Here is a 26766-nt window from a genome sequence, read left to right on the forward strand (position 1 = left end):
GCAGGCGTTGCGCAGACATGGTTCAAACCTCGGAAGGAGTTTGCTTGTAGTTGTAGCCGATCGGATGAGGCAGGTTGCGAGCCTTGGCCAGTTCGATCTGCTTTTGCCGGTCGATGGCACTGCGACGGGTCTTCTCGCTCAGCTTATCCCAGCAATGCGGGCAACTGATGCCGGCCACGTAGTGCTCGGATGTGCGGTCTTCGACGCTGATCGGTGTACGACAGGCATGACATTGATCGTAGTCGCCTTCGCTGAGGTCGTGGCGCACGGTCACGCGGTTATCGAACACGAAGCAGTCGCCCTGCCATTTGGTTTCTTCCTGCGGCACCTCTTCGAGGTACTTCAGAATGCCGCCCTTGAGGTGATAGACCTCGTCGAAGCCCTGACTGAGCATATAGCTCGACGCCTTTTCACAACGAATGCCGCCGGTGCAGAACATCGCGACTTTCTTGTGCACGGAGGGGTCGAAGTTGGCTTTGATGTAGTCGGGGAATTCGCGAAAACTGGTGGTCTTCGGGTCGATGGCGCCTTCGAAGGTGCCGATCGATACTTCGTAATCGTTGCGGGTGTCGATCAACAGCACTTCCGGATCGCTGATCAGCGCGTTCCAGTTTTCTGGATCGACGTAGGTGCCGACCTTTTTGTTCGGGTCCACGCCTTCGACGCCGAGGGTGACGATCTCTTTCTTGAGTTTGACTTTGGTGCGATAGAACGGTTGGTCGTCGCAATACGACTCTTTGTGGTCGATGTCGTCCATGCGCGGGTCGTTCTTGAGCCAGGCCATCAGCCCGTCAATGCCTTCGCGGCTGCCGGACACGGTACCGTTGATGCCTTCTTCGGCGATCAGCAGCGTGCCTTTGATGCCGTTGTCGACCATCGCTTGCAGCAGTGGCTCCCGCAGGGCGACGTAATCTTCCAGAGTGACGAACTTATACAGTGCCGCCACGACAATCTGTTGTGTCATGGGTGATTCTCCAGGTGGCTACCCTCGTAAGGGGTGAACCGGATGCGAAAAAAAACGCGCCGGGTGAGCGGCGCGTTGCGGATTCTAGCAAAAAACCGATGCTTAATGCTTGCTGCCGCCAGCACAGGTCGGCGAGGCCGGAGCCGCGTCGATCTGTGCCCATTCCTCTGGCGTGTAGGTATGCAGCGCCAACGCATGGAACTCGCCCATCAGCTCGCCGAGCGTGCCGTAGACTTTCTGGTGACGCTTGACGCGGTTGAGCCCTTCGAACTGCTGGCTGACCACCACGGCCTTGAAGTGGGTCTGCAACCCACGGCTGTGCATGTGGCTTTCATCCAGCACTTGCAGATGCTGCGGCTGCAACAGGCCCAGCGTCGATTCGATGCGTTGTTGCATGGTCATACCGAACTCCGCTTAAGGCTTTTTCTTGGCTGGAGCGGCGGCGCCTTTAGGCTCCAGCTCGGCCGTCATGTCAGCCAGTAGTTTGTTGACCACAGGCACGGCGCTTTCCAGCTTGGCTTGAGTCATCTGGGCCGATTGCTGAGTCAGCTGCGGCATTTTTTCCAGGACTTTCTTGCCCAGTGGCGACTGGTAGAACGCGACCAGGTCTTTCAGCTCGGATTCGCTGAAGTTGGTGGTGTAGAGCTTGACCATGTCCGGCTTCAGCTTGTTCCAGCCAATGGCTTGGTCCAGCGCGGCGTTGGCTTTGGCCTGGTAGGTTTCCAGCAAGGCCTTTTTCGATTCAGGGGCTTTGGTCTGAGCAAAGCGCTGAGCGAACATTTGCTGCACTTGCATGTACACCGGAGTGCCCAATTTGTCAGCGTGCGCCAGAGTCAGGAAAGCTTCGGCACTGGCGTTGTGGCTGGCGGTATCGGCAAAAACAGGGCCGCTGGCGCAAACCAGTGCAACCGCGGTACAGATGGCACGAAGACGAGTCATCGAGTTTCCTTTTCTAGCAGGCGAGGTCATTACCCCAAGGGCGACCATTCTGCACCTAAAAAAGTGTGTCGCTCAACCCCAAGCCTTGTCGGGCCTGATTTAGAGGGGTTGAATGGTCAAAAACCAGACTGATGGAACCACGGCCGGCGATCACGGCCTAAACTGCGCTATCGACCTACAGGAGTGTGCATGATGAGCCGTATCGAAACCGACAGCCTTGGCCAGGTGGAAGTCCCGGATGAAGCCTACTGGGGCGCTCAGACGCAACGCTCGCTGATCAACTTCGCCATCGGCAACGAAAAAATGCCGCTGGCCGTGCTGCATGCCCTGGCGCTGATCAAGAAAGCCGCGGCGCGGGTCAATGACCGCAACGGTGACCTGCCCGCCGACATCGCCCGGCTGATCGAACAGGCCGCCGACGAAGTGCTCGATGGCAGCCACGACGACCAGTTCCCGCTGGTGGTCTGGCAGACCGGCAGCGGCACCCAGAGCAACATGAACGTCAACGAAGTGATCGCCGGTCGCGCCAACGAACTGGCCGGTAATGCTCGCGGCGGCAAGTCGCCGGTTCACCCCAACGATCACGTCAACCGCTCCCAGAGTTCCAACGACTGTTTCCCGACCGCCATGCACATCGCGGCAGCCCAGGCCGTGCAACAGCAACTGCTGCCGGCGATCAACGAACTGTCGGGCGGATTGGCCGAGCTGTCCGCGCGGCACATGAAACTGGTCAAGACCGGCCGCACCCACATGATGGACGCGACGCCGATTACCTTCGGTCAGGAACTGTCCGCATTTATCGCGCAACTGGATTACGCCGAGCGGGCGATCCGCAGCGCGCTGCCGGCCGTCTGTGAACTGGCCCAGGGCGGCACTGCGGTCGGCACCGGGCTGAACTCGCCCCACGGTTTTGGCGAAGCCATCGCTGCCGAGCTGGCCGCCCTCTCCGGCCTGCCGTTCGTCACCGCACCCAACAAATTCGCCGCCCTGGCTGGCCATGAGCCGCTGACCACGCTGTCCGGCGCGCTGAAAACCCTCGCCGTGACCCTGATGAAAATCGCCAACGACCTGCGCCTGCTGGGCTCCGGGCCGCGAGCAGGCTTCGCCGAAGTCAAACTGCCGGCCAACGAGCCGGGCAGCTCGATCATGCCGGGCAAGGTCAATCCGACTCAGTGCGAAGCGCTATCGATGCTTGCTTGTCAGGTCTTGGGCAACGACGTCGCCATCGGGTTTGCAGCGAGTCAGGGCCATTTGCAATTGAACGTGTTCAAACCGGTGATCATCCACAACCTGCTGCAATCGATCCGCCTGCTGGGCGATGGCTGCAGCAACTTCCAGCAGCATTGCATCGCCGGCCTGGAACCGGATGCAGAGAAAATGGCTGAGCATCTGGAGCGTGGGTTGATGTTGGTGACAGCGCTGAATCCGCACATCGGCTACGACAAATCGGCGGAGATTGCCAAGAAGGCTTATGCCGAAGGGCTGACCTTGCGTGAGGCGGCGTTGCAATTGGGGTATCTGACGGATGAAGAGTTCGATGCGTGGGTAAGGCCGGAGAATATGCTGGAGGCCGGTGCCAAGGGCTGAGTTTTGTAGCGCCTGACACTCCGTCTTCGCGAGCAAGCCCGCTCCCACAGGGGACCGCATTCTTCTGATAGAACTCGGTTAAATGTGGGAGCGGGCTTGCTCGCGAAGAACGATGACGCGGTCTAACCTGCCGCCATCCGCACCTTTCGGGCCCTGAGCCCGGCAATCAGCGACGGCCCCAACGCCACCAGCGCCGACCCCAGCACCACCAGCACCGCCCCGCCATACCCCAGACCATTGATCGTCTCGGCATGCACATACTCCGGCCACAACCACGCAGCCACGGCCACCGCAGCGAACGTCACCAACGGCGTAATCGCCAGCGTCGCACTGACCCGCGACGCCTCCCAATGCGCCAAAGCCTCAGCAAACGCGCCATAGGCGATCAGGGTGTTCATGCAGCACGCCAGCAGGAGCCAGCCTTGCAGCGGACTCAGTTGCAGCGCTTCCAGCGGATGCACCCACGGCGTCAGCAACAGCGCGCAGAACAGGTAGATCACCATCATCACCTGCAGCGAATTCCACACCGTGAGCAATTGCTTCTGGCCCAAGGCGTAGAACGTCCAGACCGTGGACGCCAACAGCACCAACAGCACGCCGGTGGTGTACTCGGTCAGCGAGGTCAGCAACTCGGCCAGCCGCTGATTGAAAAACAGGGCAAAGCCGATCAACAGCACCAGCAGGCCGATCCCCTGCCCCACGCTGAACCGTTCCTTGAACACAAACAGACTGGCGATCAGCAACATGATCGGGCCCATCTGCACCACCAGTTGCGCGGTGCCGGGGCTAAGCAGGTTCAGGCCCATCAGGTACAGTACGTAGTTGCCCACCAGACCGAGCACCGCCATCAACACCAACCAGCCACCACGCGGCCCGAGTACCTTGCGGCTCGGCAGGCGTTTGGTCGCCGCCAGATAAATGAACAGGCACCCGCCGGATACGATCAGGCGAAACCAGGTCACTGTCACCGGGTCCATCACCAGCAGCACTTGCTTGAGTTTGATCGGCAGGATTCCCCACAGCAGCGCGGTCACCAAGGCCAGGAACAGACCGTAAACCCAGCGACCCGATGAAATGTGCATTGCGAACCCCGAAGCCAAGTGGCGAGAACGGTCATTCTAGGCTTAGAGCCGTTCGGCACACAGGGACAGTTGGGCGCTGGCCGCGAATGAAACTGTGCAGGTCGCACCATTAAATTGGCGCTCTGCCGTCGATCGGTTGGCCAGGCGTTGCAAGTGGTTCATGCATAAGCTCATGGGATTCGCCAACAGGAACATTCCTCAGGAGATCGCCATGTACGGCAAACGCGCCCAGGACAATGCCCCCGCCACTCACTTTCGCTGTGACCGGATGTGTCGTGTGAATGGGGAATTGTATTTCAGCACCCGGGAAAACACTCTGGAGGGACCGTTTGAAAACCCGGAGAAATTGGCGCGGGAGGTACAGGCTTACATCGAGCGGATGCTGCTTTTGCGGATGAATCTGTAGACCGTGGCGCCTGCATCGCGAGCAGGCTCGCTCCCACAGGGATCTAGTGTGTGGCATAGATCCAATGTGGGAGCGGGCTTGCTCGCGAAGGCGGTTAATCAGCCAATACAAATCTTCCGGATTTAACGCACCGCTTCAAACAGCCCGGTCGCGCCCATCCCGCCACCCACACACATGGTGACGATGCCGTAACGCACGTTGCGGCGCTGCAATTCACGCACGAGATGCCCGACCTGACGCGAGCCGGTCATGCCGAACGGATGGCCGATGGAAATCGAGCCGCCATTGACGTTGTACTTGTCGTTATCGATCTCCAGCCGAATGCGGCTGTACAAACATTGCGAGGCGAACGCTTCGTTGAGTTCCCACAGATCAATGTCGGAAATCCGCAAACCCTTGGCCTTGAGTAATTTCGGCACCGAGAACACCGGGCCGATGCCCATTTCATCAGGCTCGCAGCCGGCCACGGTGAAACCACGGAAGAACGCCTTGGGCTTCAACCCCAGTTCCAGTGCTTTTTCCAGACTCATCACCAGCGTCATCGACGCGCCATCGGACAGCTGCGAAGAGTTGCCCGCCGTCACCGAACCGTCTTCGGCAAACACCGGTTTCAATCCCGCCAGGCTTTCCAGAGTGGTGCCCGGGCGATTGCAGTCATCGTGATCGACGATGCCGTCAAGGATCTGCACCTCACCGGTAGCCTTGTCTTCGACCCGATACTTCACCGCCATTGGTACGATTTCATCGTCAAACAATCTATCGGCCTGAGCCTGAGCGGTACGTTGCTGACTTTGCAGCGCGTACAGATCCTGTTCTTCGCGCCTGACGTCGTAACGACGAGCGACGATTTCGGCCGTCTGGCCCATCGGGAAATAGATGCCGGGCACCTGCTCTTTCAGCAGCGGGTTGATCAGGTTGTCGGTGTTGATGCTTTTCATGGTCAGGCTGATGGACTCGACGCCACCGGCGACGATGATGTCGCTGCAACCCGAGGCGATCTGGTTGGCGGCGATGGCAATCGCCTGCAAGCCCGACGAGCAAAAACGGTTGAGGGTCATGCCGGCAGTGCCGGTGCCCAGGCGCGACAGCACCGCGATGTTGCGACCGATGTTGAAGCCTTGGCCACCTTCGTTGGAACCGGCACCGACGATGCAGTCCTCGACGCTGGCCGGGTCGATGCCCGAGCGCGCCAGCAGCGCATTGACGCAATGGGCCGCCATGTCGTCCGGACGGGTCAGGTTGAACTTGCCGCGAAAGGATTTGGCCAGGCCGGTCCGCACGCTGTCGACGATCACCACTTCACGCATGGCATACCTCATTGTTGTTGTCGGTTGAGAGTGGACCGAGCATAAGTCCACTGCATTACCGACCGCGACAATCATTCACCCCGCGTATGCGTAACCATCGCTCACTTCTTGTGCTGTTTCAATTTCCTGTTGTGCTTGTCGGACTTTTCGAACGCCTCTTCCAGCGCCAGATTGATGGTGCGCAGGACTTTGACCCGCGCCCAGCGCTTGTCATTGGCTTCCACCAGCGTCCAGGGCGATATCTCGGTGCTGGTGCGATCAACCATGTCACCGACTGCCGCGCGATAGGCGTCCCATTTGTCACGATTGCGCCAGTCATCTTCGGTGATCTTGAAACGCTTGAAAGGGATTTCTTCCCGCGCCTGGAAACGCTCCAGTTGCGTCTGCTTGTCGATGGCCAGCCAGAACTTGACCACGATCACCCCGGCCTCGGCGATCAGCTCTTCAAAATCATTGATTTCACTGTAGGCCCGCAACCAGTCCGCCGGTGGGCAGAAGCCTTCGACGCGCTCCACCAGCACCCGCCCGTACCAAGAACGATCGAACACCGTGAACTTGCCCTTGGCCGGGATGTGCCGCCAGAACCGCCACAGATAAGGCTGCGCCCGTTCCTCTTCGGTGGGTGCGGCAATCGGCACGATGCTGTACTGGCGTGGATCGAGGGCCGCCGCGACCCGGCGGATCGCCCCGCCCTTGCCTGCCGCATCATTGCCTTCGAACACCGCCACCAAGGCGTGCCGACGCATGCGTTTGTCGCGCATCAGGCCGGAGAATCGCGCCTGCTCGGTGATCAATTGTTCTTCGTAATCGTCCTTGTCCAGACTCTGGGTCAAATCCAGGCTGTCGAGCAGGTTCAGTTGATCGACATGGATGGGCAACGGCGCGGCGTTGACCTTGTCGGGATGAACCTTGGGTCGCTTCAGGGCATTTTGCAGGCCTTCGAGCAGGATCTTTCCCACCGCCAGACTGCGGTAATGAGGGTCCACCCCTTCGATCACATGCCAAGGCGCATAGTCGCGGCTGGTACGGCGCAACACGCGTTCGCCGTATTTCACGAACTTGTCGTAGGTTTGCGATTGTTGCCAGTCCAGCGGACTGATGCGCCAACTGTGCAGCGGGTCATCCGCCAAGGCCTTGAGCCGCGCCTTCATTTGCTTCTTGGAGAGGTGGAACCAGAACTTGAAGATCAATGCGCCTTCGTCGCAGAGCATTTTTTCAAAGCGCTCGGACTGGTTGATTACCTGATCCAGCACCGGGTCCTTGAACAACCCATGAACCCGGCCTTGCAGCATCTGGCTGTACCAGTTGCCGAAGAAAATCCCCATGCGGCCCTTGGCCGGGAGCATTCGCCAGTAGCGCCAGGCCGGTGGCCGCGCCAGCTCTTCGTCGGTCTGCTGATCGAACGTGCGGACCTCGATCAGGCGTGGGTCCATCCATTCGTTCAGCAACTTGACCGTCTCGCCCTTGCCGGCGCCTTCGATGCCATTGATCAGAATGATCACCGGAAAACGGCTTTGCTGGTGAAGTTCGAACTGCGCTTCGAGCAAGGCTTCACGCAGGGCCGGTTCTTCGGCGTCGTAGGTTTCTTTGTCGATGGCGTGACCGATTTCGGCGGATTCGAACATGGGACGGCTCCTTCCAGGATTGAGCAAGACTAGCGGATTGGGCCGATAGTCAGCAGAGAAAATTCTCTGTGGTTTGGGCTTTTGTGGCGAGGGGCTTGTCGGAACGCCGCATCGCCCCGTTGGGTCGCGAAGCGGCCCTGAGGCCAAACGACTCAGTCTGCCTGGTAAACCGAGTTTGCTGATTTCACGACTGCTACGCAGCCGAACGGGGGCAAGCCCCCTCGCCACAGGCGATCAGCTAGAATGGCCGCCTTGCCGTTGCCGAGCCTGCCATGAAACCTGTATTGCCCCACGCCCAGCTCGACTGGGATGACCAAGGGCTCCCGCGTTCGCGGGTGTTCGATGATGTGTATTTTTCCGATCTGTCGGGGCTGGACGAAACCCGCTACGTATTCCTCGAACAGAACGCTTTGCGTGAACGCTTTGCCGCGTTGCCGGCCAGCGGTCGACTGGTGATTGGCGAGACCGGTTTCGGCACCGGGCTGAATTTCCTTTGCGCCTGGCAGCTGTTCGAACAGCACGCGGTGGCCGGAGCGCGGCTGCATTTTGTCAGTGTCGAAAAGTACCCGCTGAGCCTGCCCGATCTGCAGCGTGCCTTGGCCTTGTGGCCGGAGCTCAAACCGTTTGCCGATCAACTGCTGACGCAATACATCGCAATCCACCCAGGCTTCCAGCGCCTGGTGCTGGACAACGGCCGCGTAACCCTGACCCTGCTGATCGGGGATGCGCTGGAACAATTGCCACAACTGGACGCGCAGATCGACGCCTGGTTTCTCGACGGTTTTGCCCCGGCGAAAAACCCCGACATGTGGACCGCCGAGCTGTTCGCCGAACTGGCACGCCTGGCTGCCCCCGGCTCGACCATCAGTACGTTTACCAGCACCGGCTGGGTGCGTCGCCTGCTGAACGCGGCGGGCTTCAAGATGAAGCGCACGCCCGGCATTGGCCACAAATGGGAGATCCTGCGGGGCGTGTTTCTCGGCTGGCCTGAGGAAGTTCCGGTGCCCGCCGTGGCTAAACCATGGTTCGCGCGCCCGACGCCACTGAACGGCGAGCGTCGCGCGATGGTGATCGGCGCCGGCCTGGCCGGTTGCGCCAGCGCCGCCAGTCTCGCGGCGCGGGGCTGGCACGTCAGTCTGCTGGAGCGTCACGACGCGCTGGCGCAGGAAGCCTCGGGCAATCCTCAGGGCGTTTTGTATCTCAAGCTTTCGGCCCATGGCACCGCGTTGTCGCAGCTGATCGTCAGTGGTTTCGGTCACACCCGACGCTTGCTCGAACATCTGCAACGGGGCGTCGACTGGGACGATTGCGGGGTCTTGCAACTGGCCTTCAACGCCAAGGAAGCCGAGCGTCAGGCGCAATTGGCCGCGGCCTTTTCGCCTGACCTGGTGCACTTGCTCGATCAACCGCAAGCCCAGGCTCAGGCCGGGATTGCCCTGGAACACGGCGGATTATTCTTCCCGGAAGGTGGCTGGGTTCATCCGCCGGCGTTGTGCCATTGGCAGGCATCTTCGGCGAACATCCAGTGGCTGCCCCATCGCGATGTACTGGAACTGCGCAAGGTTGATGATCAATGGCAGGCCTGGGACGGTGATGCTTTGCTGGCCAGTGCCCCCGTGGTGATCCTGGCCGGCGCCGCCGAGATCAAGCGTTTCCCACACAGCGCCGAGCTGCCCCTCAAACGCATTCGTGGCCAGATCACCCGACTGGCGCAAACTCCTGAAAGCCAGAGCCTGGCCACCGTCGTCTGCGCCGAAGGCTATGTGGCGCCGGCACGACTGGGCGAACACACCCTCGGCGCCAGCTTCGACTTCAAGAGCGATGACCTGGCCCCGACCCTCACCGAACACCTCGGCAACCTGGCCTTGCTCGAGGAAATCTCCCCCGACCTGGCCACGCGACTGCATGCTCAGGAACTGGACCCGCAGCAGCTCGAAGGGCGCGCTGCATTCCGCTGCACCAGCCCGGACTACCTGCCGATCGTTGGCCCGTTAGCCGAGCAAGTGGCCTTCGCCGATGCCTACACCGTACTGAGCAAGGACGCCCGGCAAGTGCCGGACATTCCCTGCCCCTGGCTTGAGGGTTTTTACGTCAACAGCGGCCACGGTTCTCGCGGTCTGATCACTGCGCCACTGTCGGGTGAATTGCTCGCGGCATGGATCGAAAACGAACCGCTGCCCCTGCCCAGAACGGTCGCCGAAGCCTGCCATCCCAACCGTTTTGCCGTGCGCCAGTTGATCCGCGGAAAAGTCTGACGACGCGCCTTATAACTTATCGGTCTAAAACTCCGGGGATTCAGCCGGGTCAGTTTCTGAGTACCCGCCATTTTTGGCGCGGTATCGATTGACCCTCCCCAACGGAAAAACCGGTAAGGAATTTATGTGCGGATTAGCTGGCGAGTTACGTTTTGATCATCAACCTGCAGACCTTGCAGCCATTGAACGAATCACCCATCACTTGGCCCCTCGCGGCCCTGACGCATGGGGCTTTCATGCCCAAGGGCCGATTGCCCTGGGCCATCGTCGCCTGAAAATCATGGACCTGTCGGACGGCTCGGCGCAGCCGATGATCGACAACCCACTGGGCTTGTCCCTCGCCTTTAACGGCGCGATCTACAACTTCCCGGAACTGCGCACCGAGCTTGAAAGCCTCGGTTATGCCTTCTATTCCGGTGGTGACACCGAAGTGCTGCTCAAGGGCTATCACGCCTGGGGCGAAGCCTTGCTGCCCAAGCTCAACGGCATGTTCGCCTTCGCCATTTGGGAGCGTGACGCCCAACGCCTGTTCATCGCCCGCGACCGTCTCGGCGTGAAGCCGCTGTACCTGTCGCGCACCGGCCAGCGCCTGCGCTTTGCCTCGGCGCTGCCGGCGTTGCTCAAGGGCGGCGACATCAACCCGATCCTCGATCCGGTGGCGCTCAATCATTATCTGAATTTCCACGCAGTGGTCCCGGCGCCGCGCACCTTGCTGGCCGGCATCGAGAAACTGCCACCGGCGACCTGGATGCGCATCGAAGCGGATGGCACCACCGAGCAGAAAACCTGGTGGACCCTGCCCTACGGCCCACACGCCGACGAGATGAATCTGACACTCGAAGACTGGCGTGACCGTGTGCTCGACAGCACCCGTGATGCGGTGGCAATCCGTCAGCGTGCGGCGGTCGATGTGGGTGTGCTGCTTTCGGGCGGTGTCGATTCGAGTCTGCTGGTCGGACTGTTGCGTGAAGTCGGTGTTGAAAACCTGTCGACCTTCTCCATCGGTTTCCAGGATGCCGGCGGCGAGCGCGGCGACGAGTTCCAGTATTCGGACCTGATCGCCAAGCACTACGGGACCCAGCATCACCAATTGCGCATCGACGAAAAAGAGATCATCGAGCAACTGCCCGCAGCGTTCCGCGCCATGAGCGAGCCGATGGTCAGTCATGACTGCATCGCCTTCTATCTGCTGTCCCGCGAAGTGGCCAAGCATTGCAAAGTGGTGCAGAGCGGCCAGGGTGCCGACGAGTTGTTCGCTGGTTATCACTGGTACCCACAAGTCGACGGAGCCGAAGATCCGTACGCCGCCTATCGCGATGCGTTTTTCGACCGCAGCTACGACGACTATGCCGCCACCGTGCAACCGAAATGGCTGACGGCTAATGACGCCGCTGGCGACTTCGTGAAGGAACATTTCGCACAGCCCGGCGCCGATGCGGCGGTGGACAAAGCCTTGCGTCTGGACAGCACGATCATGCTGGTGGACGACCCGGTCAAACGCGTCGACAACATGACCATGGCCTGGGGCCTGGAAGCGCGCACACCGTTTCTCGACTATCGCCTGGTGGAATTGTCGGCCCGTGTGCCGGGCAAATTCAAACTGCCGGACGGTGGCAAGCAAGTCTTGAAAGAAGCTGCGCGGCTGGTGATTCCGAGTGAAGTGATCGATCGCAAGAAAGGCTACTTCCCGGTGCCGGGCCTGAAGCATTTGCAGGGCGATACGCTGAGCTGGGTGCGCGAACTGCTGCTTGATCCGAGTCAGGATCGCGGCCTGTTCAAGCCAGCGATGCTCGACCGTCTGCTGACTGACCCGCAAGGTCAATTGACCCCGTTGCGCGGCTCCAAGCTGTGGCAATTGGCGGCCCTGAACCTGTGGCTCAGTGAACAAGGAATCTGATCGATGAAACCCCACGCCACGGCCTACAGCCAACGCTTGTTGCGCGGTCAGGCGCCCTCATACGAACGCTTGCAGGCACGCCTGGCCGAAGACGGCAGTGAACTCGGCACCGCACCGATCGCCGTGCATTGCGGTTGGGGCCGGTTGCTGATCGGCCACACCTTCCCGGATGCGGCGAGCCTGGCCCAAGAGCTGCTCAACGAGCATACCGGTGAGCGCGACATCGCCTTGTACGTGGCTGCGCCTCAGCAAGTGCTGGGGCTGGAGCCGGCACAACTGTTTCTCGACCCGTCCGACACCTTGCGCCTGTGGTTCAGCGACTACCGCCAGTCCACTCGGGTGTTTCGCGGCTTTCGCATCCGCAGGGTCCAGAGCGATGCAGACTGGCAGGCGATCAATCAGCTGTATCAGTTGCGCGGCATGCTGCCGATCGACTCGAGTCTGCTGACTCCGCGCCATCAGGGCGGCCCGGTGTACTGGCTGGCCGAAGATGAGGACAGCGGCGCAATCATCGGCAGCGTCATGGGCCTCAATCACCACAAGGCGTTCAACGATCCAGAAAATGGCAGCAGCCTGTGGTGCCTGGCGGTCGATCCGCAATGTTCGCGACCGGGTGTCGGTGAAGTGCTGGTGCGGCATTTGATCGAGCACTTCATGAGCCGTGGGCTGAGTTACCTGGACCTGTCCGTGCTGCACGACAACCGGCAGGCGAAAAGTCTTTACGCCAAGCTGGGGTTTCGCAACCTGTCGACCTTCGCGATCAAGCGCAAAAACTGCATCAATCAGCCGCTGTTTCTTGGTCCAGGTCCCGAAGCCGAATTCAATCCTTATGCACGGATCATCGTTGAGGAAGCTCACCGTCGCGGCATCGAAGTGCAAGTCGATGACGCCGATGCCGGCCTGTTCACCTTGATCCATGGCAGTCGCCGCGTACGTTGCCGTGAATCCCTCAGCGATCTGACCAGCGCCATCAGCATGACGTTGTGCCAGGACAAAAGCCTGACGCACAAAGTGCTCAAGGCCGCCGGCCTGAACCTGCCAGCGCAGCAACTGGCCGGCAACGCCGATGACAATCTGGCGTTTCTTGATGAGCACGAACGGGTGGTGGTCAAACCGCTGGATGGCGAACAGGGCCAAGGCGTCGCGGTGGATTTACAGACCATCGAAGAGGTCCAGCAAGCCATCGAATCTGCTCGCCAGTTCGACAGTCGCGTGCTGCTGGAGAGTTTCCACGAAGGACTCGATTTGCGAATTGTGGTGATCGGTTTTGAGGTGGTCGCCGCGGCGATTCGTCGTCCGGCTGAAGTGGTGGGCGATGGTCAGCATTCCATTGGTGCGCTGATTGAAGCCCAGAGCCGGCGTCGTCAGGCGGCGACCAGCGGTGAAAGCAAAATCCCTATGGATCATGAGACCGAGCGCACCTTGCACGCAGCGGGTTATGACTACAGCAGCATTCTGCCGGCCGGTGAGCATCTGTTCGTACGGCGTACGGCGAATCTTCATACCGGCGGGATTCTTGAGGATGTGACGGCGATCCTGCATCCGACCTTGGTGGATGCGGCGGTGCGGGCGGCGCGGGCGCTGGACATTCCGATGGTCGGGCTCGACCTGATGGTGCCCGCTGCCGATCAACCGGAGTACGTGTTTATCGAAGCCAATGAGCGCGCCGGGTTGGCCAACCATGAACCGCAACCGACGGCCGAGCGGTTTGTGGATTTGTTGTTTCCGCACAGTCAGCCGGCGGCCTGACAGGCACCACAGATTCTTTCCCTTCATCGAAACCATCGATGGCCTCAACTCATCAGGAGTTTCCATGACCAGCAAAATTCCAGAACCGGATCTGAACTACCTGCAAAAAGTCCTGCTGGAAATGCTCGCCATTCCCAGCCCGACCGGGTTCACCGACACCATCGTGCGTTATGTCGCCGAGCGGCTTGAAGAGCTGGGCATTCCCTTTGAGATGACCCGCCGCGGCACCATCCGCGCCACCCTCAAGGGCAAGAAGAATAGCCCCGACCGTGCGGTCTCCGCCCACCTCGACACCATCGGCGCGGCGGTTCGCGCAATCAAAGACAACGGCCGTTTGACCCTGGCGCCTGTCGGTTGCTGGTCCAGCCGTTTTGCCGAGGGCAGTCGGGTCAGCCTGTTTACCGACAACGGTGTGATCCGTGGCAGCGTGCTGCCGCTGATGGCTTCCGGGCATGCGTTCAATACTGCCGTGGATGAAATGGCGATCAGTTGGGATCACATCGAATTGCGCCTGGACGCTTATTGCGCTACGCGTGCCGATTGCGACTCGCTGGGGGTCAGCGTCGGTGATTTTGTCGCCTTCGACCCCCTGCCGGAGTTCACCGAAAGCGGCCACATCAGCGCCCGTCATCTCGATGACAAGGCCGGCGTTGCCGCATTGCTGGCGGCATTGAAAGCGATTGTCGACAGCGGCGAAGAGCTGATGATCGACTGTCATCCGCTGTTCACCATCACCGAGGAAACCGGCAGTGGCGCGGCGGCGGCATTACCTTGGGACGTCAGCGAATTCGTCGGCATCGACATTGCCCCGGTCGCGCCGGGTCAGCATTCCAGCGAGCACGCGGTGAGCGTGGCAATGCAGGATTCCGGCGGACCTTATGACTATCACCTGTCGCGCCATCTGCTGCGCCTGGCCAGTGACAACGAGTTGCCGGTGCGCCGTGACCTGTTCCGCTATTACTTCAGCGATGCCCATTCGGCGGTCACTGCCGGGCATGACATTCGTACCGCCCTGCTCGCCTTCGGCTGCGACGCCACTCACGGCTACGAACGCACCCACATCGACAGCCTCGCCGCCCTCAGTCGCCTGCTCGGCGCCTACATTCTGAGTCCGCCGGTGTTTGCCAGCGATGCACAACCGGCCAAGGGGTCGCTGGACCGGTTCAGTCATCAGATCGAACATGAGACGCAGATGGAAAGCGATACGCGGGTGCCGTCGGTGGATAGCCTGGTGGGACAGCGCTCGGAGAGCTAAAGCGAACGCAAAACCGTAGGAGCTGCCGCAGGCTGCGATCTTTTGATTTTCAGCGATGCAACTGACGCCAAAGATCAAAAGATCGCAGCCTGCGGTAGCTCCTACTGGTCCTGTGCGTTCAACCGCCGTAGCATCGCGCCATTGTTTAGCCGAGGTGCCTATGCTGATTCCCCACGACCAACTTGAAGTCGACACCCTCACCCGCCTGATCGAGGATTTCGTGACCCGTGACGGTACGGACAACGGCGATGACACGCCGCTGGAAACCCGTGTACTGCGTGTTCGCCAGGCATTGACCAAGGGCCAGGCGCTGATTGTCTTCGACCCGGAAAGCGAGCAATGCCAGTTGATGCTCAAGCACGATGTGCCCAAGCACCTGTTCGACTGAGGCCTTCAGCGTCCTTTGTTTTTCGCCAGTTTGAGCTGGATGCGGTCGTAGACCTCGGCCCGGTGCACATTGACGTTTTGCGGCGCTTCGACACCGAAGCGCACACTGCCTCCGTTGACGGCAAGAATACGCACGGAAATGTTGTCACCGATGGAAATCAACTCGCCCACAACGCGACTGAGTACAAGCATGGCATTCGTCCTTCAGGGTTATCGAACCCTGAAGATGCCCTGCACTCAGCGGGCCTACAATGCGACAGCAGCAAATCAGTCCCGCCCTACAGCGCACCCCGAACAGATCCTATGGAAACGTCCGACAAACCCATTGAATGAAGGACCGATCCTTCAGGAAGCGGAGAAACGCGGGCCGAAAAGGATGACGCTGGCCCCGATCACACACAGCCCCACGCCGATCCAGTCCGAGCCCAGCGGACGAATCCGCTCGACCACCGCCAGCCAGCCGATCGACGCGATGATGTAGATGCCACCGTACGCGGCATAAGCACGGCCAGCGTAGGTCGCTTCGATCCGGGTCAGCAGCAGCGCGAACAAGGTCAGACTGAGCAGCGCCGGCACGACCCACCAGGCGCTTTTACCCTGGCGTAGCCACATCCAGAAGGCAAAGCAGCCGGCGATTTCAAACAGCGCAGCGAGGAAAAACCACAAATAATTGAGCATGCAAACGTCCCGCGAGGATGGCCGATGGCGGCCACCCTAACGACGGTGTTGCGTACGGGCAAGTTCAGCCTGCGGTTTGTTTGGCCTTGGCGCGCATTTTGTCGGCCATGGCGGTCATTTCGTCGTAGAGCAATTGCGGGTTCTTCTGCTTGAGCGCCCAGGCCATACGGCCCTGTTCGTGAGGCAGAATCATGAATTCGCCAGCGGCAACGTGCTGATAGATGTAGTCGGCAATGTCGGTCGCGGTGATCGGCGAGCTTTCCAGCAACTTGCCGACCTGGGCTTTCATGGCCGGCGTCGGACCACGGAACGAGTCCAGCAGGTTGGTCTGGAAGAACGACGGGCACACCACATGCACGCCGATCTCCTGCTGCGCCAGTTCGACCAGCAGGCTTTCGGACAACGCCACCACGCCAGCCTTGGCCACGTTGTAGTTGCTCATGGCCGGGCCTTGCATCAGGGCGGCCATCGACGCGATGTTGATGATCTTGCCTTTGCTTTTTTCCAGCAGCGGCAGGAAGGCCTTGCAGCCCTTGACCACGCCCATCAGGTTGATCGCGATCTGCCAGTCCCAGTCTTCCAGGGACAGTTCACTGAAGAAGCCGCCCGAGGCAACGCCGGCGTTGTTGACGATGACATCGATGCCACCGAGTTTCTCGTCGCAGGCTTGGGCGAAAGCGGTCAGCTGACTGTAATCGCGCACGTCGCAACGCTGGATAAAACCGTCGCCGCCGGCTTCGCGAACCAGTTTCAGGGTTTCCTGCAGACCGGGTTCGCTGACATCCGACAAGGCCAGCTGCCAGCCTTCACGCGCCCAGCGCAGCGCGATTTCGCGACCTAAGCCCGAGCCCGCACCAGTGATCATCATGCGATTTTGCATAGCAAACAGCCTTGTTGTTCCGGGGAAGATGCATCGAGTGTAGCGAAGGACAATGCCCGACCCACGCTCCATCAGATTGCTGAATGGCCCGAGCAAACCGTGACAGCGCCTGAATCAACTTGTGCAATAAAAAAGAAATAAGCCTTTCTTCGAAAAACATTAAAAAAACTTGGAATTTTCCTTCATTCGCCACAGTCGGATTTTGTAAGCAGCCCGGTTTTATAGCAGCCCGGCTGACCAGTAAACGCCAGGTAATTCCAGAACACTTCCAACAAGGAAATAGACATGGGCACAATTCTAATCATTATTCTGATCCTCCTGCTGGTAGGTGGTTTACCGGTCTTCCCGCACTCCAGAAGTTGGGGTTATGGCCCGTCGGGTATCATCGGCGTGGTGTTGGTGGTGCTGTTGATCCTGCTGTTGCTCGGCAAGATATAAAGGTTTAACAGGCAAAAAAAAGAGGCCCTTTTTCAAGGGCCTCTTTTTTATTGCATCAACACTTAGTCCGGCTTGCCATCAACCACACCTGCGGTGTTGTCGATCAGGCTCTTGGTCGCCGTTTGCAGGAACGCTTCGAGCTTGAGCTTCAGCTCAGCGGTACGCGGTGCATCCGGAACGATCTCGGCGTGAGGTGTCGCGCCCAGTTCGTACTGGTACATCTTCGGCGCCATTTCCTTTTCCTTCGGCAGCACCAGAATCTGATCAGCCGTGATGATGGCGGTGGTCTGCTCGCTACCCGACGGCTTGATCACGCCGAAACCAGTGTCGCCTTCAGGCAGATTGAGCAAATCGCGGCCCCAGCACTGATGACGCACTTCGCCACCAATACGACCCATGATGGTCGGCACGATGTCGATCTGCGTGCCCACGGTATGGTCTAGCTCGCCGAACTTTTCCTGGATGCCCGGTGCGATCATCAGCATCGGCACGTTGAAGCGGCCCAGGTCCATTTCGGTGATCTGACGCTCGTTGCCAAAACCGTGGTCGCCGACGATCACAAACAGGGTTTCCTTGAAATACGGCTCCTTGCGGGCCTTTTCAAAGAACTGGCCCAGCGCCCAGTCCGCGTAACGCATGGCGGTCAAATGCTCGTTCAGGCTACCGCGATCGGTCACGCGTTCGACCGGCAACGGGGTCGGCAAAGCGTATGGCGTGTGGTTGGACAGGGTTTGCAGCAACGCATAGAACGGCTTGCCGTTTTCCCGTGCCTTGAGCTCGACCAGACCACGGTCGAACATGTCCTGGTCGGACACGCCCCAGGTCGGATCGGAGAACACCGGGTTCACGAAGTCGTTACGACCAATGAAGTTGGTCATGCCCTGGTTGCTGAAGAAACCCGACTGGTTATCCCAGGCGAAGTCGCCGTTGTAGACGTACACGTCTCCATAGTTACGGGCGCTGAGCAATTGCGGCAGGCCGGACAACTTGTGGCTGCCTTCCGGCGTCTGCATCAGGTATTCGAAACCTGGCAGGTTCGGAAAGCACGCCATGGTGGCGAACATACCCTGGTGGGTATGGGTCCCGTTGGAGAAGAAGCGGTCGAACAGCAGGCCTTCCTTCGACAGTTTGTCGAGGTACGGCGTGATGTTGCCCGGTGCACCCAAGGCGCCCACCGAGTGACCGGCCATGCTTTCCATCAGGATTACGACGACGTTCTTGATCGGCAGGGTCTTGTCGGCTGGCGGCGTGTAGTCGCGACGCACGGCTGCGATGTCGGCATCCACCAGTTTGTCGTCCGCCATCACCAACATGTCACGCACGATTTTCTGCGCTTCAGGCTGTGGCAGGGTGGCCTTCCAGATGTTGTCGCGATCTTCGGACATACGGCTCTTGGCCGCTGCGACCAGCGACAAGGTGCCGTTGAGGCCCAACTGGTTGGCGAAGTTCGAGTCGGTGGTGTAGACGTCACCCCAACGCAGTGGCGGGCCCTGACGCAGGGTGCCACGAGCAGCGACCACGCAGACCAGCAGGCAGACGACAAACACCGCGATGCGTGCGTACCACGGGGCGACCTTGCGCGTGCCGATGCTGCCGCCGCTGAAGGGGCCACGAGGCCGGGTGGCGCGGTCGGCGCCCTTGAACGCCAGGGTCAGGATCAACGTGCCCACGGCCCAGGCCAGCAGGTAGCGAACCACCGGAAAACCGTACCAGAGCATGCTCATCACGGTTTTTGGGTCTTCCTTTACATATTGGAAGACCAGGCCGTTGAGACGCTGGTGGAACTCGCGGTAGAAGTCCATCTCCATCAGGCCGAGGAACAGGGCGATGCTCGAGGCAATGGTCAGCCAGAACCGGAAGAACCCGCGTGCGGCCATCGCCCGGGCGCTGAACAGCGCCAGCAGCAATGGAATGCTGAGGTAGACCACCAGGCGCAGGTCGAAGCGCAGACCGTTGGCGAACGCTTCGAGAAAGGTCGAGGCCGGGGTGTCGAGGATCATCTCGCGGTTGTAAACCAGCAGCGCAACGCGCAGCAGGCTGAACATGACCATCATGACCAGGGCACACAGCAGCGTGTAGGCCAGATGCGATTTGACGGTCGGTTGCAGCAGGCGACTAGAAGCTCGCTGCTGACTCAGGGCGTCCGGGTTTGCCATGTCGTTTTAGGACCCATTGGAAGTTGAAGTTTCAAAAATACAGCGGCGCCTTGCCCTCTGTTGGCCAGTACTCGGCCCCGGGGCTTGCGCGGTGCGCAAATGTTGCACGATCAACCGCGGCATTGCCATTGATTACTGCCCGCATGTTGGCGCGGGCGAATTGTCTTGGAGGCTTTGTGAAAATTTCGTGCAACGTATATTCGGAAACAAAATAAAGTCCGCCCTGCTTCCGATGCCGGTTAGTTCGGGGGCGTATCCGTTTTTGCGGTAACGGCGGCTGGCGGTTTCGCTCTTACAGCCAGCCCTTTCAAGGTCTTTTGACTTTAGCGGCCTTGAGCACCCGATCCGTCGACACGTGGGCATTCGCGGCTTTGCCTTCAAGCCACTCCTTTGGTTTGGGCACCTTCGGACCTCGTTTGCTCTTGACGACCGCTTTGGGCTGGATGTTTCGAGCGAGTGCAAGCAGGTACTGAGCCAGCCCTCCTGCGGGGATCGGAATGGATGAGTACTCTGCTGGCAGAGCTATTTGCATACCCTCGTAACCGCTGCGTACCTGTACCGTCAGGTGGAAAATCGATGCTTCCCAATCGTCGGGCAGGGTCTGGCGATGAGCTTGTTCAACGCTGCGCTTGAGCACGGCCAAGACGTTGTAAGCCAACACGGCCGACGCAAATCCCAGCAGGGCGGCCTTAGGGTTGCCCAAGGTTTCGATTTCGCTGTCCAGCACCGATTCCAGGCGCTGGAACATCCCTTCGATGCTCCAGCGACGGCGGTACAAATCGGCGATTTGCTCGGCACTGATGGAGTCGGGCAAGTTGCTCCAGAACAACAGCGTGGTGTCGCCAGATTCGGTGGGGGTTTGCAGATTCAGTTCGACACGCCGCCACTGGCGACCACCTTTAACTTCGATGATTTGCTCGCGCACGCTGCCTGCCCCGACCGCGACAGACTCCTGCCAGTCGCTTTCCTTAAGTAGGCGTGGATGTTTGCTCGGTTCGCGAATGATGAACGAGGCTCCGGACTCTTCGCAGGCGTCCATGACGGGGAGCGTGCAATAGAGTCGATCAGCCATCCACAGCTGCCCCGCACAGGCTTTTTCCAGCAACGGCAGAACGCTGACGCGCTCACTGGCATAGGCATCTTCACAGGGCTGAAGATCGACGACCTGATCCAGATCGGGGTCGTAAACCACGACTGAAAAACCAGGCCGGGCGGCCCCTCGTTCACGGCGCAAAGCGCCCAGGCGTTTTTCGCTGGAAGGCAGGTGGTTGCCGTCGACGACCCGCAGTTGCCAGCCTGGCAAAATGGCTGAGTGCCCCAGCTCTTTTATCGTCGGGGCCAAGCGCTCTGCGCTGCCGGTGACCAGGGCGCGCAGCAGCGCAGGTTCTGTGCGGCTGACCTTGTCATACAGCGCCGCCAAGCTGACGGGAAGATCCTCCATCTGCCGTGCAGCAGCATGTAGCGATGGTCGCAAGCCCAATGAAACAAGGGACATCAGTTCAACGATGGTTGAGAACAGAAGCTCACGCGGGTATTGCCGCTGACGATGTTCTTCGAACACCTGATCGACCCATTCGGCAGGAACAGCCTGCTCCAGTATCACTCTTGTCATGACACTGGCCGGTGTTTTTTTCTCAAACCGCGCTAGAACTTCTGCCCACATCGCTTTCGTCACCCTGACTGGAGTTTTGGGGGATTTTATCAAAGACCTTGAAAGGGCTGGCTGTAAAAGCGAAACCACCAGTCGCCATGACCGAAGAAACGGATATGCCCCCGATCAAATAACCCGCCCTGCCAAATAGCAAACGCCCCGAACAAAGTCAGGGCGCTTTATCAAAAAATCGGAGCGATTACTTCTCGGCGCGTTCTTTCAGGGCTTTCAAGGTATTGAACGGCGCATCAACCACAAACTTGTTGGCCACCATCGGCGGTATGCTACCGCCCGGCTCGGTGTGCACCTGATACGTCACTTCGATCTGATCGCCCTTGGGTACGAACTTCCAGAAACCATCGACCTTGGTAACCCGAACGAAGCCTTTTTCTTCGGGAAGGTACTTCGGTACGCCTTCGAGCTTGCGAGTCAGACTGCCGTCAGCACCCTCGATGGTGGTGACATGCAACACGGAGTCACGCGCAGTTACCGGCCAAGGAGTATTGAACTGGGTGTAGGTCCAGTTTTGATCGCCTTCGTGCTTGAGCAACTTCTGGGTTTTGCAGTCGTGAATCCAGGCGCAAGCGCCTGACACGTCTTCCTGCAAAGCGCGCAGTTTGGCGATAGTAGTCTTCATCAGGGTGACGCCCTGGTAAGCCTTGTAATCGGAGCCAGCCACTTCACTCAAGGAAACCTTGATGCCGTCTTCGTTCTTGGCAACTTTCCAGTCTTCTGCCTGAGCGGCCGTGGAAGCCAGCAAAACCGTCAAACCACACAGCACAGCCATACGTTGCAGCGAACCCATAGTCTTATTCCTTATTGTTGAAGATCCGTTCGTTGAACACATCACGCCGCCGTCATTTGCTCCCACCAACCCAGCAATTTGATCGCTTCGTCGCTGCTGCTTCCGCAGACTTCGATGTCGGCTTCGAACGCCGAACACACTGCAGGACGTTCCGGTTTGCCAAAAATGCCGCACAGGTTATCGACAGAGAGTTGTACGCAACGTTCTCCGGCGGGCTTGCCATTGGGCATGCCGGGAATCGGTGAACTGATGGAAGGGGCAATGCAACAGGCGCCACAGCCTTCACGGCATTTCATGACGACGAGCTCCTCGATGGGCGATGTGTTAAAGGACGTGGCACAGAGTAACCGCTAAAACGCTTGTTTAAAATTGTCTGGACCCGGGTTTTTTCGCTTAAACGAGCGTGACTGACCAGTCTCCGACAAAGCGTCTGGCCTGCGGATCACGGACGGGAAGAAATTAGCGTTTGAACTCGAATTCCAGGGCTGCGCCTTCAACTTCACGGCGCTCTTCGTTGCGCAGTTGCAACTTCATTTCGTTGCTGATCAGCCTTCCGTTGAGCTGAAACGGACCAGCCTTCTCACCAAACATTTGCGGCAATAGTGCATCGTGCCGGGGCAACGCTACCGTGCCGATCGGTTTCAGCTCCTCGGCCATTTCTTGGGGCAGGCTTAAATCCAGGTCGGCCGAAGGAAGCTTGGTTTTCACGATCTCACTGGCGGCTTTGGACTTGGAGGCAATCGGCGGTCGCTTTTTAACCTTGGCCACTGTCTTTTTGACCGGCGCGGCTTTCTTGATCTGTGCCGGTTTTTTCGACGTGGCGCTGGCTGCCGGTTTTTCTGTAACAGAAGCCGCCAAGACGCCTTCGGCCTGGAAGGTTATCAGCAGGCAGATCGATAGCCAGACGGCGGAAAAAATCGGCTTCATGGACCCAACGGTACAAACGGCAGGAGCCATATGCTCGCCTGTTGCAGGCGACATGACAAGCTCGGGCAGGAATATCCTGCCCGCCCCCTCAAAAGCCGCCGACCATCTCCTGACAGAGCTGGGTGGCAAGCATGCCCAGGGTCATCAATGCACGCTCGGCTTCACGGTTCCAGGGTATGCCGCAGTTCAGCCGAATGCAGTGATTGAACTGCTCGGTGTTACTGAAAATCAGCCCCGGCGCGATGCTGATGCCCTGCTGCAACGCACGAACGTGCAGCTCCTGCGTGTTGACCCGTCCCGGCAGGCTGACCCACAGAATGAAGCCGCCGGTCGGCCGGGTCATCTGCGTGCCTTCAGGGAAGTATTGCTGGACTGCCAACTGGAAGGCGCTGAGGTTCTTGCGGTATTCCTGGCGGATGTAGCGCAAATGTCGATCGTAGCCGCCGTTCTCCAGGTACGCCGCAATGCCCATCTGCGTGACGCTGCAGGCCGAATGGGTGCTGAAGGTCTGCAAACGCTGGATTTCCTGCTGGTACTTACCGGCAATCATCCAGCCGATCCGCACGCCCGGCGACAGGGTTTTGGAGAAGCTTGAGCAATAGATCACCCGATCCAGCCGATCGTAGGCTTTAAGTGATTTGGTGCGCCCCTGCTCGAACATCAGTTCGCCGTAGATATCGTCTTCGACAATCTGGATATCGAAATCCGAGGCCAGGCGCAGCAGTTGCTTCTGCCGCTCTTCGGGCATGGTGCCGCCCAATGGATTGCTCAGACGAGTGGTCAGCACCAGCGCCTTGATCGACCACTGGTTGGCCGCCAGCTGCAGGGCTTCGAGGCTCATACCGGTGGCCGGATCGCTCGGGATCTCGATGACCTTGAGGCCCAGCAGGTCAGCCAGTTGCAGCAAACCGTAGTAGGTCGGCGACTCGGCGGCGATCAGATCGCCCGGGCGAGTCAGCACACGCAGGGACATCTGCAACGCATCGACGCAGCCGTGGGTAATCACCACTTCCGACGGATCGACCACCACGCCGGCATCGCGCATGCGGATCGCCACTTGTCGGCGCAACGGTTCGAAACCCGGGCTGAACATGTAGCTGAACGCCCGCGGGCTATGGAAACGGGTGACTTTGGCCAGTTGCTGATGCAGCGCCCGTACCGGCAGATAATCAACGCTCGGTACGGCTGCCCCCAAGGGAAACACACCCTCGCGGCGGGATTCGACCAGAACTTGTTGGATGATGCTACTGCGAGTGACCAGACCTGGACGCTCGACCCGGGCGATGTCCGGTGTCGGCGCGGTCAGGGCCGGGGTCTGGTGCACGTAGTAACCGGACTGCGGCCGGGCGCGGATCAGCCCTTGATCTTCGAGGTTGGCGTAAGCCTGCAACACCGTCGCATGGCTGACGTTGAGCTGCGAGCTCATCTTGCGCACCGAAGGCACGCGCTCCCCCGGTTGATAGACGCCACGGCGGATGTCTTCGGCCAGTTGCTGAGCAATACGTTGGTAGAGCAAGAGATTGGTCATGACGCAGCACTCGATTTCACGGGCATTTTATTCTTGTGTGAAACAATACCGGAACAGTTTAGAAGTGTACTGGGACAGTTGCCACAATAGTCGACCGTACAGTGCAGTGTCAGCAAAAACTGTACTGTTTTGTGAGTTGATTAGCAGGCGTAAAAAAACCCGGCGCTGACGGGCAGGCCGGGTTTTCCAGTGACGCAGCCCTTAGCGGGCAGCGCCGAGCTGGCCTTTTTCGTCAGAGAACACAATTTCCACCCGACGGTTCTGTGCACGGCCCCGTTCGGAGGCGTTCACGTCGACCGGATATTCATCACCGTAGCCTTCGACCTGAATACGTTTGTCGTCGATGCCCAAATCCATCAGCACGTCTGCCACCGATTGCGCACGGTCACGGGACAGCTTGAGGTTTTCCTGCTTGCCGCCGGTACTGTCGGCGTAGCCTTCGATGCGTACCACGCGCTTGGGGTTGAGCTGCAGGAACTGCACGATCTTCAACACCACGCGGTTCGCCGAGTTTTTCAACTCCGCTTCGCCCGTGTCGAACAGCACGTCGCCCAAAGTCATCACCAGGCCACGGTCGGTCTGGGTGGTCGCCAGCGCGACAATCTGTTCTTCGAGCCACTTGCCCTGCTGCTGCACGCTGAGCAGTTTGGATTCGCGCAGGGCCAGCTGCAGGCGCTGACGCTCCAGTTCGAGCTTCGCCGCACGTTCTTCGTTGAGCACCTGATTGGTGTGTTCGCGCGCGATTTCGCTATAGCGCTCGCTCAGGTAAGCGTAATGCAGCACGTCCGATCCACTGCCCCAATAACTGGACAGACGATCGGCACGGGCCAGCGACTCACCGGCGCGAATCACGTCCTTGGGCGCGATTCGCAGCACGTTGGAATCTTCCTTGACCTTCTGGAAGTCAGTACTGGCCTGCTGCAACGCGGCCTCGCTGTGCTGACCGGCACAACCATAAAGGCTGGCGTAGCCTGCCAGGATCAAACCGCCCATGACTTTGGTCTTGAGGCTCATTGGGCATCTCCCAGTTGCTTGCGCAGGCGAGTGATGCGGGTATTAAGCACGTTCAACTGCTCCTCGCTCTTGAGGGTCAGAACCCGGGCTTCGGCCAGACGCGCGTCCAGCTCGGCCTGCTCGGCCCGCATCCGCGCGTTCTTGAAGGATTGGTCGTTCATGCTGCCCTTGGCGCGGTTGAACTTGTCTTCGGCCAGTTTCATTTCCGGCACGTCGGCGGCGGTGGCGCCCACGGCCTTGGCCTGTTCGAGTGCCTGTTCGGTCAGACGCATTTGTTCATTCGGCGCCGGATCGGCTGCACAACCCGCCAGAGCCAGAACGGCCAGGGCAGCGAAAAGAGGTCGAATACTCACTAAAAATCCCTACTGTTTTGGGGTACTGACGGGTTGTTGCTGCGGTTGTGAGAGCTGCGCCTTCCAGCGCTCGATATTGCGTTGCAGCACGGCTTCCGTCAGTCCGGACGCGGGCAATTCTGTCATCTTTTTGGCCAGCTGTCCGCGCAACCACGGATCGTTGCAGGCGGAGTTGTGGGAAACCGCGAGGAACAGGCCGGGTTTGTCGATCGGTTGTGGACGGGCGATCAGGTCGTTGGCCAGGTTAAGTGTCTGCGCAGCCGCCATGCCCGAGTAGCGTCCGGCAAGGACAAACTCCACCTCGCCCAGCAGCAATTTCTGAAAGGCCTGGGTCAGGTTAGGTGTACGTACGAGGGTCAATTGCTGCTCGGCGAACACGCCAAATGCCGGGGTCATACGAGACTTTTCCGACAATGCGCCGGGATGACCGTGAAGGTCATGCGCTTCGTTGTAGATCAGCGTCGAGTCTTTGCGGGTCCAGACCAGGTAATCGTTTTCCAGTAACGGCGGATGAATGTAATCCAGAGTATCCAGTTCGCTGACCGTCAATGGCGCATCCGCCAGCATGTCCATTCGCCCACTGCGCACTTCGTCCAGGGCCTGAGAGCGTTTGCCGGCGTAAAGCAGTTGGACCTTGATCCCCAACTCCCCCGCCACTTGCTGCAACAGGTCGGCACTGGCGCCGATCAGGTGCTTGGGGTTTTGCGGGTCTTGCCACAGGTACGGCGGCGCATCCGGGCTGCCGGTCACCACCAGGCGCTCGCACTTGCTTGCGGCGACGGACAGCGCCGGCAATACCGTCAGACCCAGCAGCAATGACCAGCCGTAAACGCGGCGCAGATCCATGGCGACACTCTCCCACTCAAACCCGGTTATATCGCCT

Annotated in this window: 26 protein-coding genes; 8 read left to right on the forward strand and 18 right to left on the reverse strand. The window is 59.6% G+C overall.

Features of this window, described 5'->3' with window-relative positions; translation table 11 throughout:
* Positions 1 to 22: 22 nt before the first annotated feature.
* From trhO to ACSQ87_RS23620, 3 genes are all read right to left on the reverse strand, one after another.
* Positions 23 to 964, reverse strand: coding sequence for an oxygen-dependent tRNA uridine(34) hydroxylase TrhO (gene trhO, locus ACSQ87_RS23610; protein WP_436274502.1), 942 nt, complete (start codon positions 962 to 964; stop codon positions 23 to 25).
* A gap of 102 nt (positions 965 to 1066) precedes the next feature.
* Positions 1067 to 1366, reverse strand: coding sequence for a BolA family protein (locus ACSQ87_RS23615; RefSeq protein ID WP_008151216.1), 300 nt, complete (start codon positions 1364 to 1366; stop codon positions 1067 to 1069).
* 12 nt (positions 1367 to 1378) lie between these two features.
* The gene (locus tag ACSQ87_RS23620; protein WP_134419115.1) at positions 1379 to 1903 is read right to left on the reverse strand and encodes a DUF2059 domain-containing protein; all 525 of its coding nucleotides are present in this window, start codon (positions 1901 to 1903) and stop codon (positions 1379 to 1381) included.
* Between the two features lie 192 nt (positions 1904 to 2095).
* On the opposite strand from ACSQ87_RS23620, the gene ACSQ87_RS23625 reads away from it, so the two are divergent.
* Positions 2096 to 3490 carry a class II fumarate hydratase gene (locus ACSQ87_RS23625; RefSeq protein WP_123368995.1) on the forward strand — a complete coding sequence of 465 codons (1395 nt, stop codon included), beginning with the start codon at positions 2096 to 2098 and terminating at the stop codon, positions 3488 to 3490.
* A gap of 122 nt (positions 3491 to 3612) precedes the next feature.
* Here ACSQ87_RS23625 and ACSQ87_RS23630 read toward each other — a convergent pair whose 3' ends face one another.
* A complete protein-coding gene (locus ACSQ87_RS23630; protein WP_223433101.1) occupies positions 3613 to 4572 on the reverse strand; it encodes a DMT family transporter in 960 nt (319 codons plus the stop codon).
* A 211-nt stretch (positions 4573 to 4783) separates the two neighbouring features.
* On the opposite strand from ACSQ87_RS23630, the gene ACSQ87_RS23635 reads away from it, so the two are divergent.
* Positions 4784 to 4978 (forward strand): DUF6316 family protein, encoded by a 195-nt coding sequence (locus ACSQ87_RS23635; RefSeq protein WP_223433102.1) that lies wholly within the window; start codon positions 4784 to 4786, stop codon positions 4976 to 4978.
* A gap of 122 nt (positions 4979 to 5100) precedes the next feature.
* Here the strand turns inward: ACSQ87_RS23635 and ACSQ87_RS23640 are convergent, their stop codons facing one another.
* Positions 5101 to 6285: a thiolase family protein gene (locus tag ACSQ87_RS23640; RefSeq protein ID WP_223433103.1), complete on the reverse strand. Its 1185-nt coding sequence runs from the start codon at positions 6283 to 6285 to the stop codon at positions 5101 to 5103.
* Positions 6286 to 6386: 101 nt separating this feature from the next.
* A complete protein-coding gene (gene pap, locus ACSQ87_RS23645) occupies positions 6387 to 7910 on the reverse strand; it encodes a polyphosphate:AMP phosphotransferase (protein WP_436274503.1) in 1524 nt (507 codons plus the stop codon).
* 272 nt (positions 7911 to 8182) lie between these two features.
* Here pap and mnmC point away from each other — a divergent pair, with 272 nt between their 5' ends.
* The 5 genes from mnmC (at position 8183) to ACSQ87_RS23670 (ending at position 15454) form a co-directional block, all read left to right on the forward strand.
* Positions 8183 to 10165, forward strand: coding sequence for a bifunctional tRNA (5-methylaminomethyl-2-thiouridine)(34)-methyltransferase MnmD/FAD-dependent 5-carboxymethylaminomethyl-2-thiouridine(34) oxidoreductase MnmC (gene mnmC / locus ACSQ87_RS23650; protein ID WP_223433105.1), 1983 nt, complete (start codon positions 8183 to 8185; stop codon positions 10163 to 10165).
* A 124-nt stretch (positions 10166 to 10289) separates the two neighbouring features.
* Positions 10290 to 12062 (forward strand): N-acetylglutaminylglutamine amidotransferase, encoded by a 1773-nt coding sequence (locus ACSQ87_RS23655; RefSeq protein ID WP_436274504.1) that lies wholly within the window; start codon positions 10290 to 10292, stop codon positions 12060 to 12062.
* Between the two features lie 3 nt (positions 12063 to 12065).
* A complete protein-coding gene (gene ngg / locus ACSQ87_RS23660; RefSeq protein WP_223433107.1) occupies positions 12066 to 13811 on the forward strand; it encodes an N-acetylglutaminylglutamine synthetase in 1746 nt (581 codons plus the stop codon).
* 64 nt (positions 13812 to 13875) lie between these two features.
* Entirely contained in the window at positions 13876 to 15066 is a 1191-nt protein-coding gene (locus ACSQ87_RS23665) for an osmoprotectant NAGGN system M42 family peptidase (protein ID WP_223433108.1), read from the forward strand.
* A 160-nt stretch (positions 15067 to 15226) separates the two neighbouring features.
* Positions 15227 to 15454 carry a YheU family protein gene (locus ACSQ87_RS23670; protein ID WP_003199186.1) on the forward strand — a complete coding sequence of 76 codons (228 nt, stop codon included), beginning with the start codon at positions 15227 to 15229 and terminating at the stop codon, positions 15452 to 15454.
* Between the two features lie 5 nt (positions 15455 to 15459).
* Here ACSQ87_RS23670 and csrA read toward each other — a convergent pair whose 3' ends face one another.
* From csrA to ACSQ87_RS23685, 3 genes are all read right to left on the reverse strand, one after another.
* On the reverse strand, positions 15460 to 15645 hold the full coding sequence (gene csrA / locus ACSQ87_RS23675; protein ID WP_046049117.1) for a carbon storage regulator CsrA: 186 nt from the start codon (positions 15643 to 15645) through the stop codon (positions 15460 to 15462).
* Positions 15646 to 15798: 153 nt separating this feature from the next.
* A complete protein-coding gene (locus ACSQ87_RS23680) occupies positions 15799 to 16131 on the reverse strand; it encodes a YnfA family protein (RefSeq protein ID WP_223433109.1) in 333 nt (110 codons plus the stop codon).
* A 64-nt stretch (positions 16132 to 16195) separates the two neighbouring features.
* The gene (locus ACSQ87_RS23685; protein ID WP_046049115.1) at positions 16196 to 17011 is read right to left on the reverse strand and encodes an SDR family oxidoreductase; all 816 of its coding nucleotides are present in this window, start codon (positions 17009 to 17011) and stop codon (positions 16196 to 16198) included.
* Between the two features lie 279 nt (positions 17012 to 17290).
* Here ACSQ87_RS23685 and ACSQ87_RS23690 point away from each other — a divergent pair, with 279 nt between their 5' ends.
* Complete coding sequence (locus tag ACSQ87_RS23690; protein WP_174602692.1) at positions 17291 to 17449, forward strand: DUF3309 family protein; 159 nt, start codon at positions 17291 to 17293, stop codon at positions 17447 to 17449.
* 62 nt (positions 17450 to 17511) lie between these two features.
* On the opposite strand, the gene ACSQ87_RS23695 is transcribed toward ACSQ87_RS23690, so the two are convergent.
* The 9 genes from ACSQ87_RS23695 to ACSQ87_RS23735 form a co-directional block, all read right to left on the reverse strand.
* On the reverse strand, positions 17512 to 19605 hold the full coding sequence (locus ACSQ87_RS23695; RefSeq protein ID WP_223433111.1) for an LTA synthase family protein: 2094 nt from the start codon (positions 19603 to 19605) through the stop codon (positions 17512 to 17514).
* A 307-nt stretch (positions 19606 to 19912) separates the two neighbouring features.
* Entirely contained in the window at positions 19913 to 21217 is a 1305-nt protein-coding gene (locus tag ACSQ87_RS23700) for an IS4 family transposase (RefSeq protein WP_436274505.1), read from the reverse strand.
* Between the two features lie 238 nt (positions 21218 to 21455).
* A complete protein-coding gene (locus ACSQ87_RS23705) occupies positions 21456 to 22061 on the reverse strand; it encodes an START domain-containing protein (protein ID WP_223431877.1) in 606 nt (201 codons plus the stop codon).
* 41 nt (positions 22062 to 22102) lie between these two features.
* A complete protein-coding gene (locus ACSQ87_RS23710) occupies positions 22103 to 22357 on the reverse strand; it encodes a YkgJ family cysteine cluster protein (protein ID WP_056745406.1) in 255 nt (84 codons plus the stop codon).
* Positions 22358 to 22520: 163 nt separating this feature from the next.
* The gene (locus ACSQ87_RS23715) at positions 22521 to 22988 is read right to left on the reverse strand and encodes a translation initiation factor 2 (RefSeq protein WP_223431941.1); all 468 of its coding nucleotides are present in this window, start codon (positions 22986 to 22988) and stop codon (positions 22521 to 22523) included.
* Between the two features lie 88 nt (positions 22989 to 23076).
* On the reverse strand, positions 23077 to 24516 hold the full coding sequence (locus tag ACSQ87_RS23720) for a PLP-dependent aminotransferase family protein (protein ID WP_150657027.1): 1440 nt from the start codon (positions 24514 to 24516) through the stop codon (positions 23077 to 23079).
* Positions 24517 to 24717: 201 nt separating this feature from the next.
* Positions 24718 to 25530 (reverse strand): OmpA family protein, encoded by an 813-nt coding sequence (locus ACSQ87_RS23725; RefSeq protein WP_223431878.1) that lies wholly within the window; start codon positions 25528 to 25530, stop codon positions 24718 to 24720.
* Entirely contained in the window at positions 25527 to 25883 is a 357-nt protein-coding gene (locus tag ACSQ87_RS23730) for a DUF4398 domain-containing protein (RefSeq protein WP_008147008.1), read from the reverse strand. Before ACSQ87_RS23730 ends, ACSQ87_RS23725 begins: the two co-directional genes overlap by 4 nt.
* Before the next feature lie 9 nt (positions 25884 to 25892).
* Positions 25893 to 26729 carry a substrate-binding periplasmic protein gene (locus ACSQ87_RS23735; RefSeq protein ID WP_436274506.1) on the reverse strand — a complete coding sequence of 279 codons (837 nt, stop codon included), beginning with the start codon at positions 26727 to 26729 and terminating at the stop codon, positions 25893 to 25895.
* Positions 26730 to 26766 lie beyond the last annotated feature (37 nt).

Origin of the sequence: Pseudomonas sp. LjRoot277, assembly GCF_964253845.1 — a bacterium.
Lineage (GTDB): Bacteria > Pseudomonadota > Gammaproteobacteria > Pseudomonadales > Pseudomonadaceae > Aquipseudomonas.

What these genes read in the sequence shown, in the direction of transcription:
- ACSQ87_RS23655 (WP_436274504.1), top strand. Translation starts at nt 10,290, where the DNA reads ATGTGCGGATTAGCTGGCGAGTTACGTTTTGATCATCAACCTGCAGAC.
- trhO (WP_436274502.1), bottom strand. Translation starts at nt 964, where the DNA reads ATGACACAACAGATTGTCGTGGCGGCACTGTATAAGTTCGTCACTCTG.
- ACSQ87_RS23615 (WP_008151216.1), bottom strand. Translation starts at nt 1,366, where the DNA reads ATGACCATGCAACAACGCATCGAATCGACGCTGGGCCTGTTGCAGCCG.
- ACSQ87_RS23695 (WP_223433111.1), bottom strand. Translation starts at nt 19,605, where the DNA reads ATGGCAAACCCGGACGCCCTGAGTCAGCAGCGAGCTTCTAGTCGCCTG.
- ACSQ87_RS23640 (WP_223433103.1), bottom strand. Translation starts at nt 6,285, where the DNA reads ATGCGTGAAGTGGTGATCGTCGACAGCGTGCGGACCGGCCTGGCCAAA.
- ACSQ87_RS23620 (WP_134419115.1), bottom strand. Translation starts at nt 1,903, where the DNA reads ATGACTCGTCTTCGTGCCATCTGTACCGCGGTTGCACTGGTTTGCGCC.
- mnmC (WP_223433105.1), top strand. Translation starts at nt 8,183, where the DNA reads ATGAAACCTGTATTGCCCCACGCCCAGCTCGACTGGGATGACCAAGGG.
- ACSQ87_RS23700 (WP_436274505.1), bottom strand. Translation starts at nt 21,217, where the DNA reads ATGACAAGAGTGATACTGGAGCAGGCTGTTCCTGCCGAATGGGTCGAT.
- ACSQ87_RS23715 (WP_223431941.1), bottom strand. Translation starts at nt 22,988, where the DNA reads ATGAAGCCGATTTTTTCCGCCGTCTGGCTATCGATCTGCCTGCTGATA.
- ACSQ87_RS23735 (WP_436274506.1), bottom strand. Translation starts at nt 26,729, where the DNA reads ATGGATCTGCGCCGCGTTTACGGCTGGTCATTGCTGCTGGGTCTGACG.
- ACSQ87_RS23710 (WP_056745406.1), bottom strand. Translation starts at nt 22,357, where the DNA reads ATGAAATGCCGTGAAGGCTGTGGCGCCTGTTGCATTGCCCCTTCCATC.
- ACSQ87_RS23635 (WP_223433102.1), top strand. Translation starts at nt 4,784, where the DNA reads ATGTACGGCAAACGCGCCCAGGACAATGCCCCCGCCACTCACTTTCGC.
- ACSQ87_RS23680 (WP_223433109.1), bottom strand. Translation starts at nt 16,131, where the DNA reads ATGCTCAATTATTTGTGGTTTTTCCTCGCTGCGCTGTTTGAAATCGCC.
- ngg (WP_223433107.1), top strand. Translation starts at nt 12,066, where the DNA reads ATGAAACCCCACGCCACGGCCTACAGCCAACGCTTGTTGCGCGGTCAG.
- ACSQ87_RS23720 (WP_150657027.1), bottom strand. Translation starts at nt 24,516, where the DNA reads ATGACCAATCTCTTGCTCTACCAACGTATTGCTCAGCAACTGGCCGAA.
- ACSQ87_RS23625 (WP_123368995.1), top strand. Translation starts at nt 2,096, where the DNA reads ATGAGCCGTATCGAAACCGACAGCCTTGGCCAGGTGGAAGTCCCGGAT.
- ACSQ87_RS23685 (WP_046049115.1), bottom strand. Translation starts at nt 17,011, where the DNA reads ATGCAAAATCGCATGATGATCACTGGTGCGGGCTCGGGCTTAGGTCGC.
- ACSQ87_RS23725 (WP_223431878.1), bottom strand. Translation starts at nt 25,530, where the DNA reads ATGAGCCTCAAGACCAAAGTCATGGGCGGTTTGATCCTGGCAGGCTAC.
- ACSQ87_RS23705 (WP_223431877.1), bottom strand. Translation starts at nt 22,061, where the DNA reads ATGGGTTCGCTGCAACGTATGGCTGTGCTGTGTGGTTTGACGGTTTTG.
- ACSQ87_RS23665 (WP_223433108.1), top strand. Translation starts at nt 13,876, where the DNA reads ATGACCAGCAAAATTCCAGAACCGGATCTGAACTACCTGCAAAAAGTC.
- ACSQ87_RS23630 (WP_223433101.1), bottom strand. Translation starts at nt 4,572, where the DNA reads ATGCACATTTCATCGGGTCGCTGGGTTTACGGTCTGTTCCTGGCCTTG.
- ACSQ87_RS23670 (WP_003199186.1), top strand. Translation starts at nt 15,227, where the DNA reads ATGCTGATTCCCCACGACCAACTTGAAGTCGACACCCTCACCCGCCTG.
- csrA (WP_046049117.1), bottom strand. Translation starts at nt 15,645, where the DNA reads ATGCTTGTACTCAGTCGCGTTGTGGGCGAGTTGATTTCCATCGGTGAC.
- pap (WP_436274503.1), bottom strand. Translation starts at nt 7,910, where the DNA reads ATGTTCGAATCCGCCGAAATCGGTCACGCCATCGACAAAGAAACCTAC.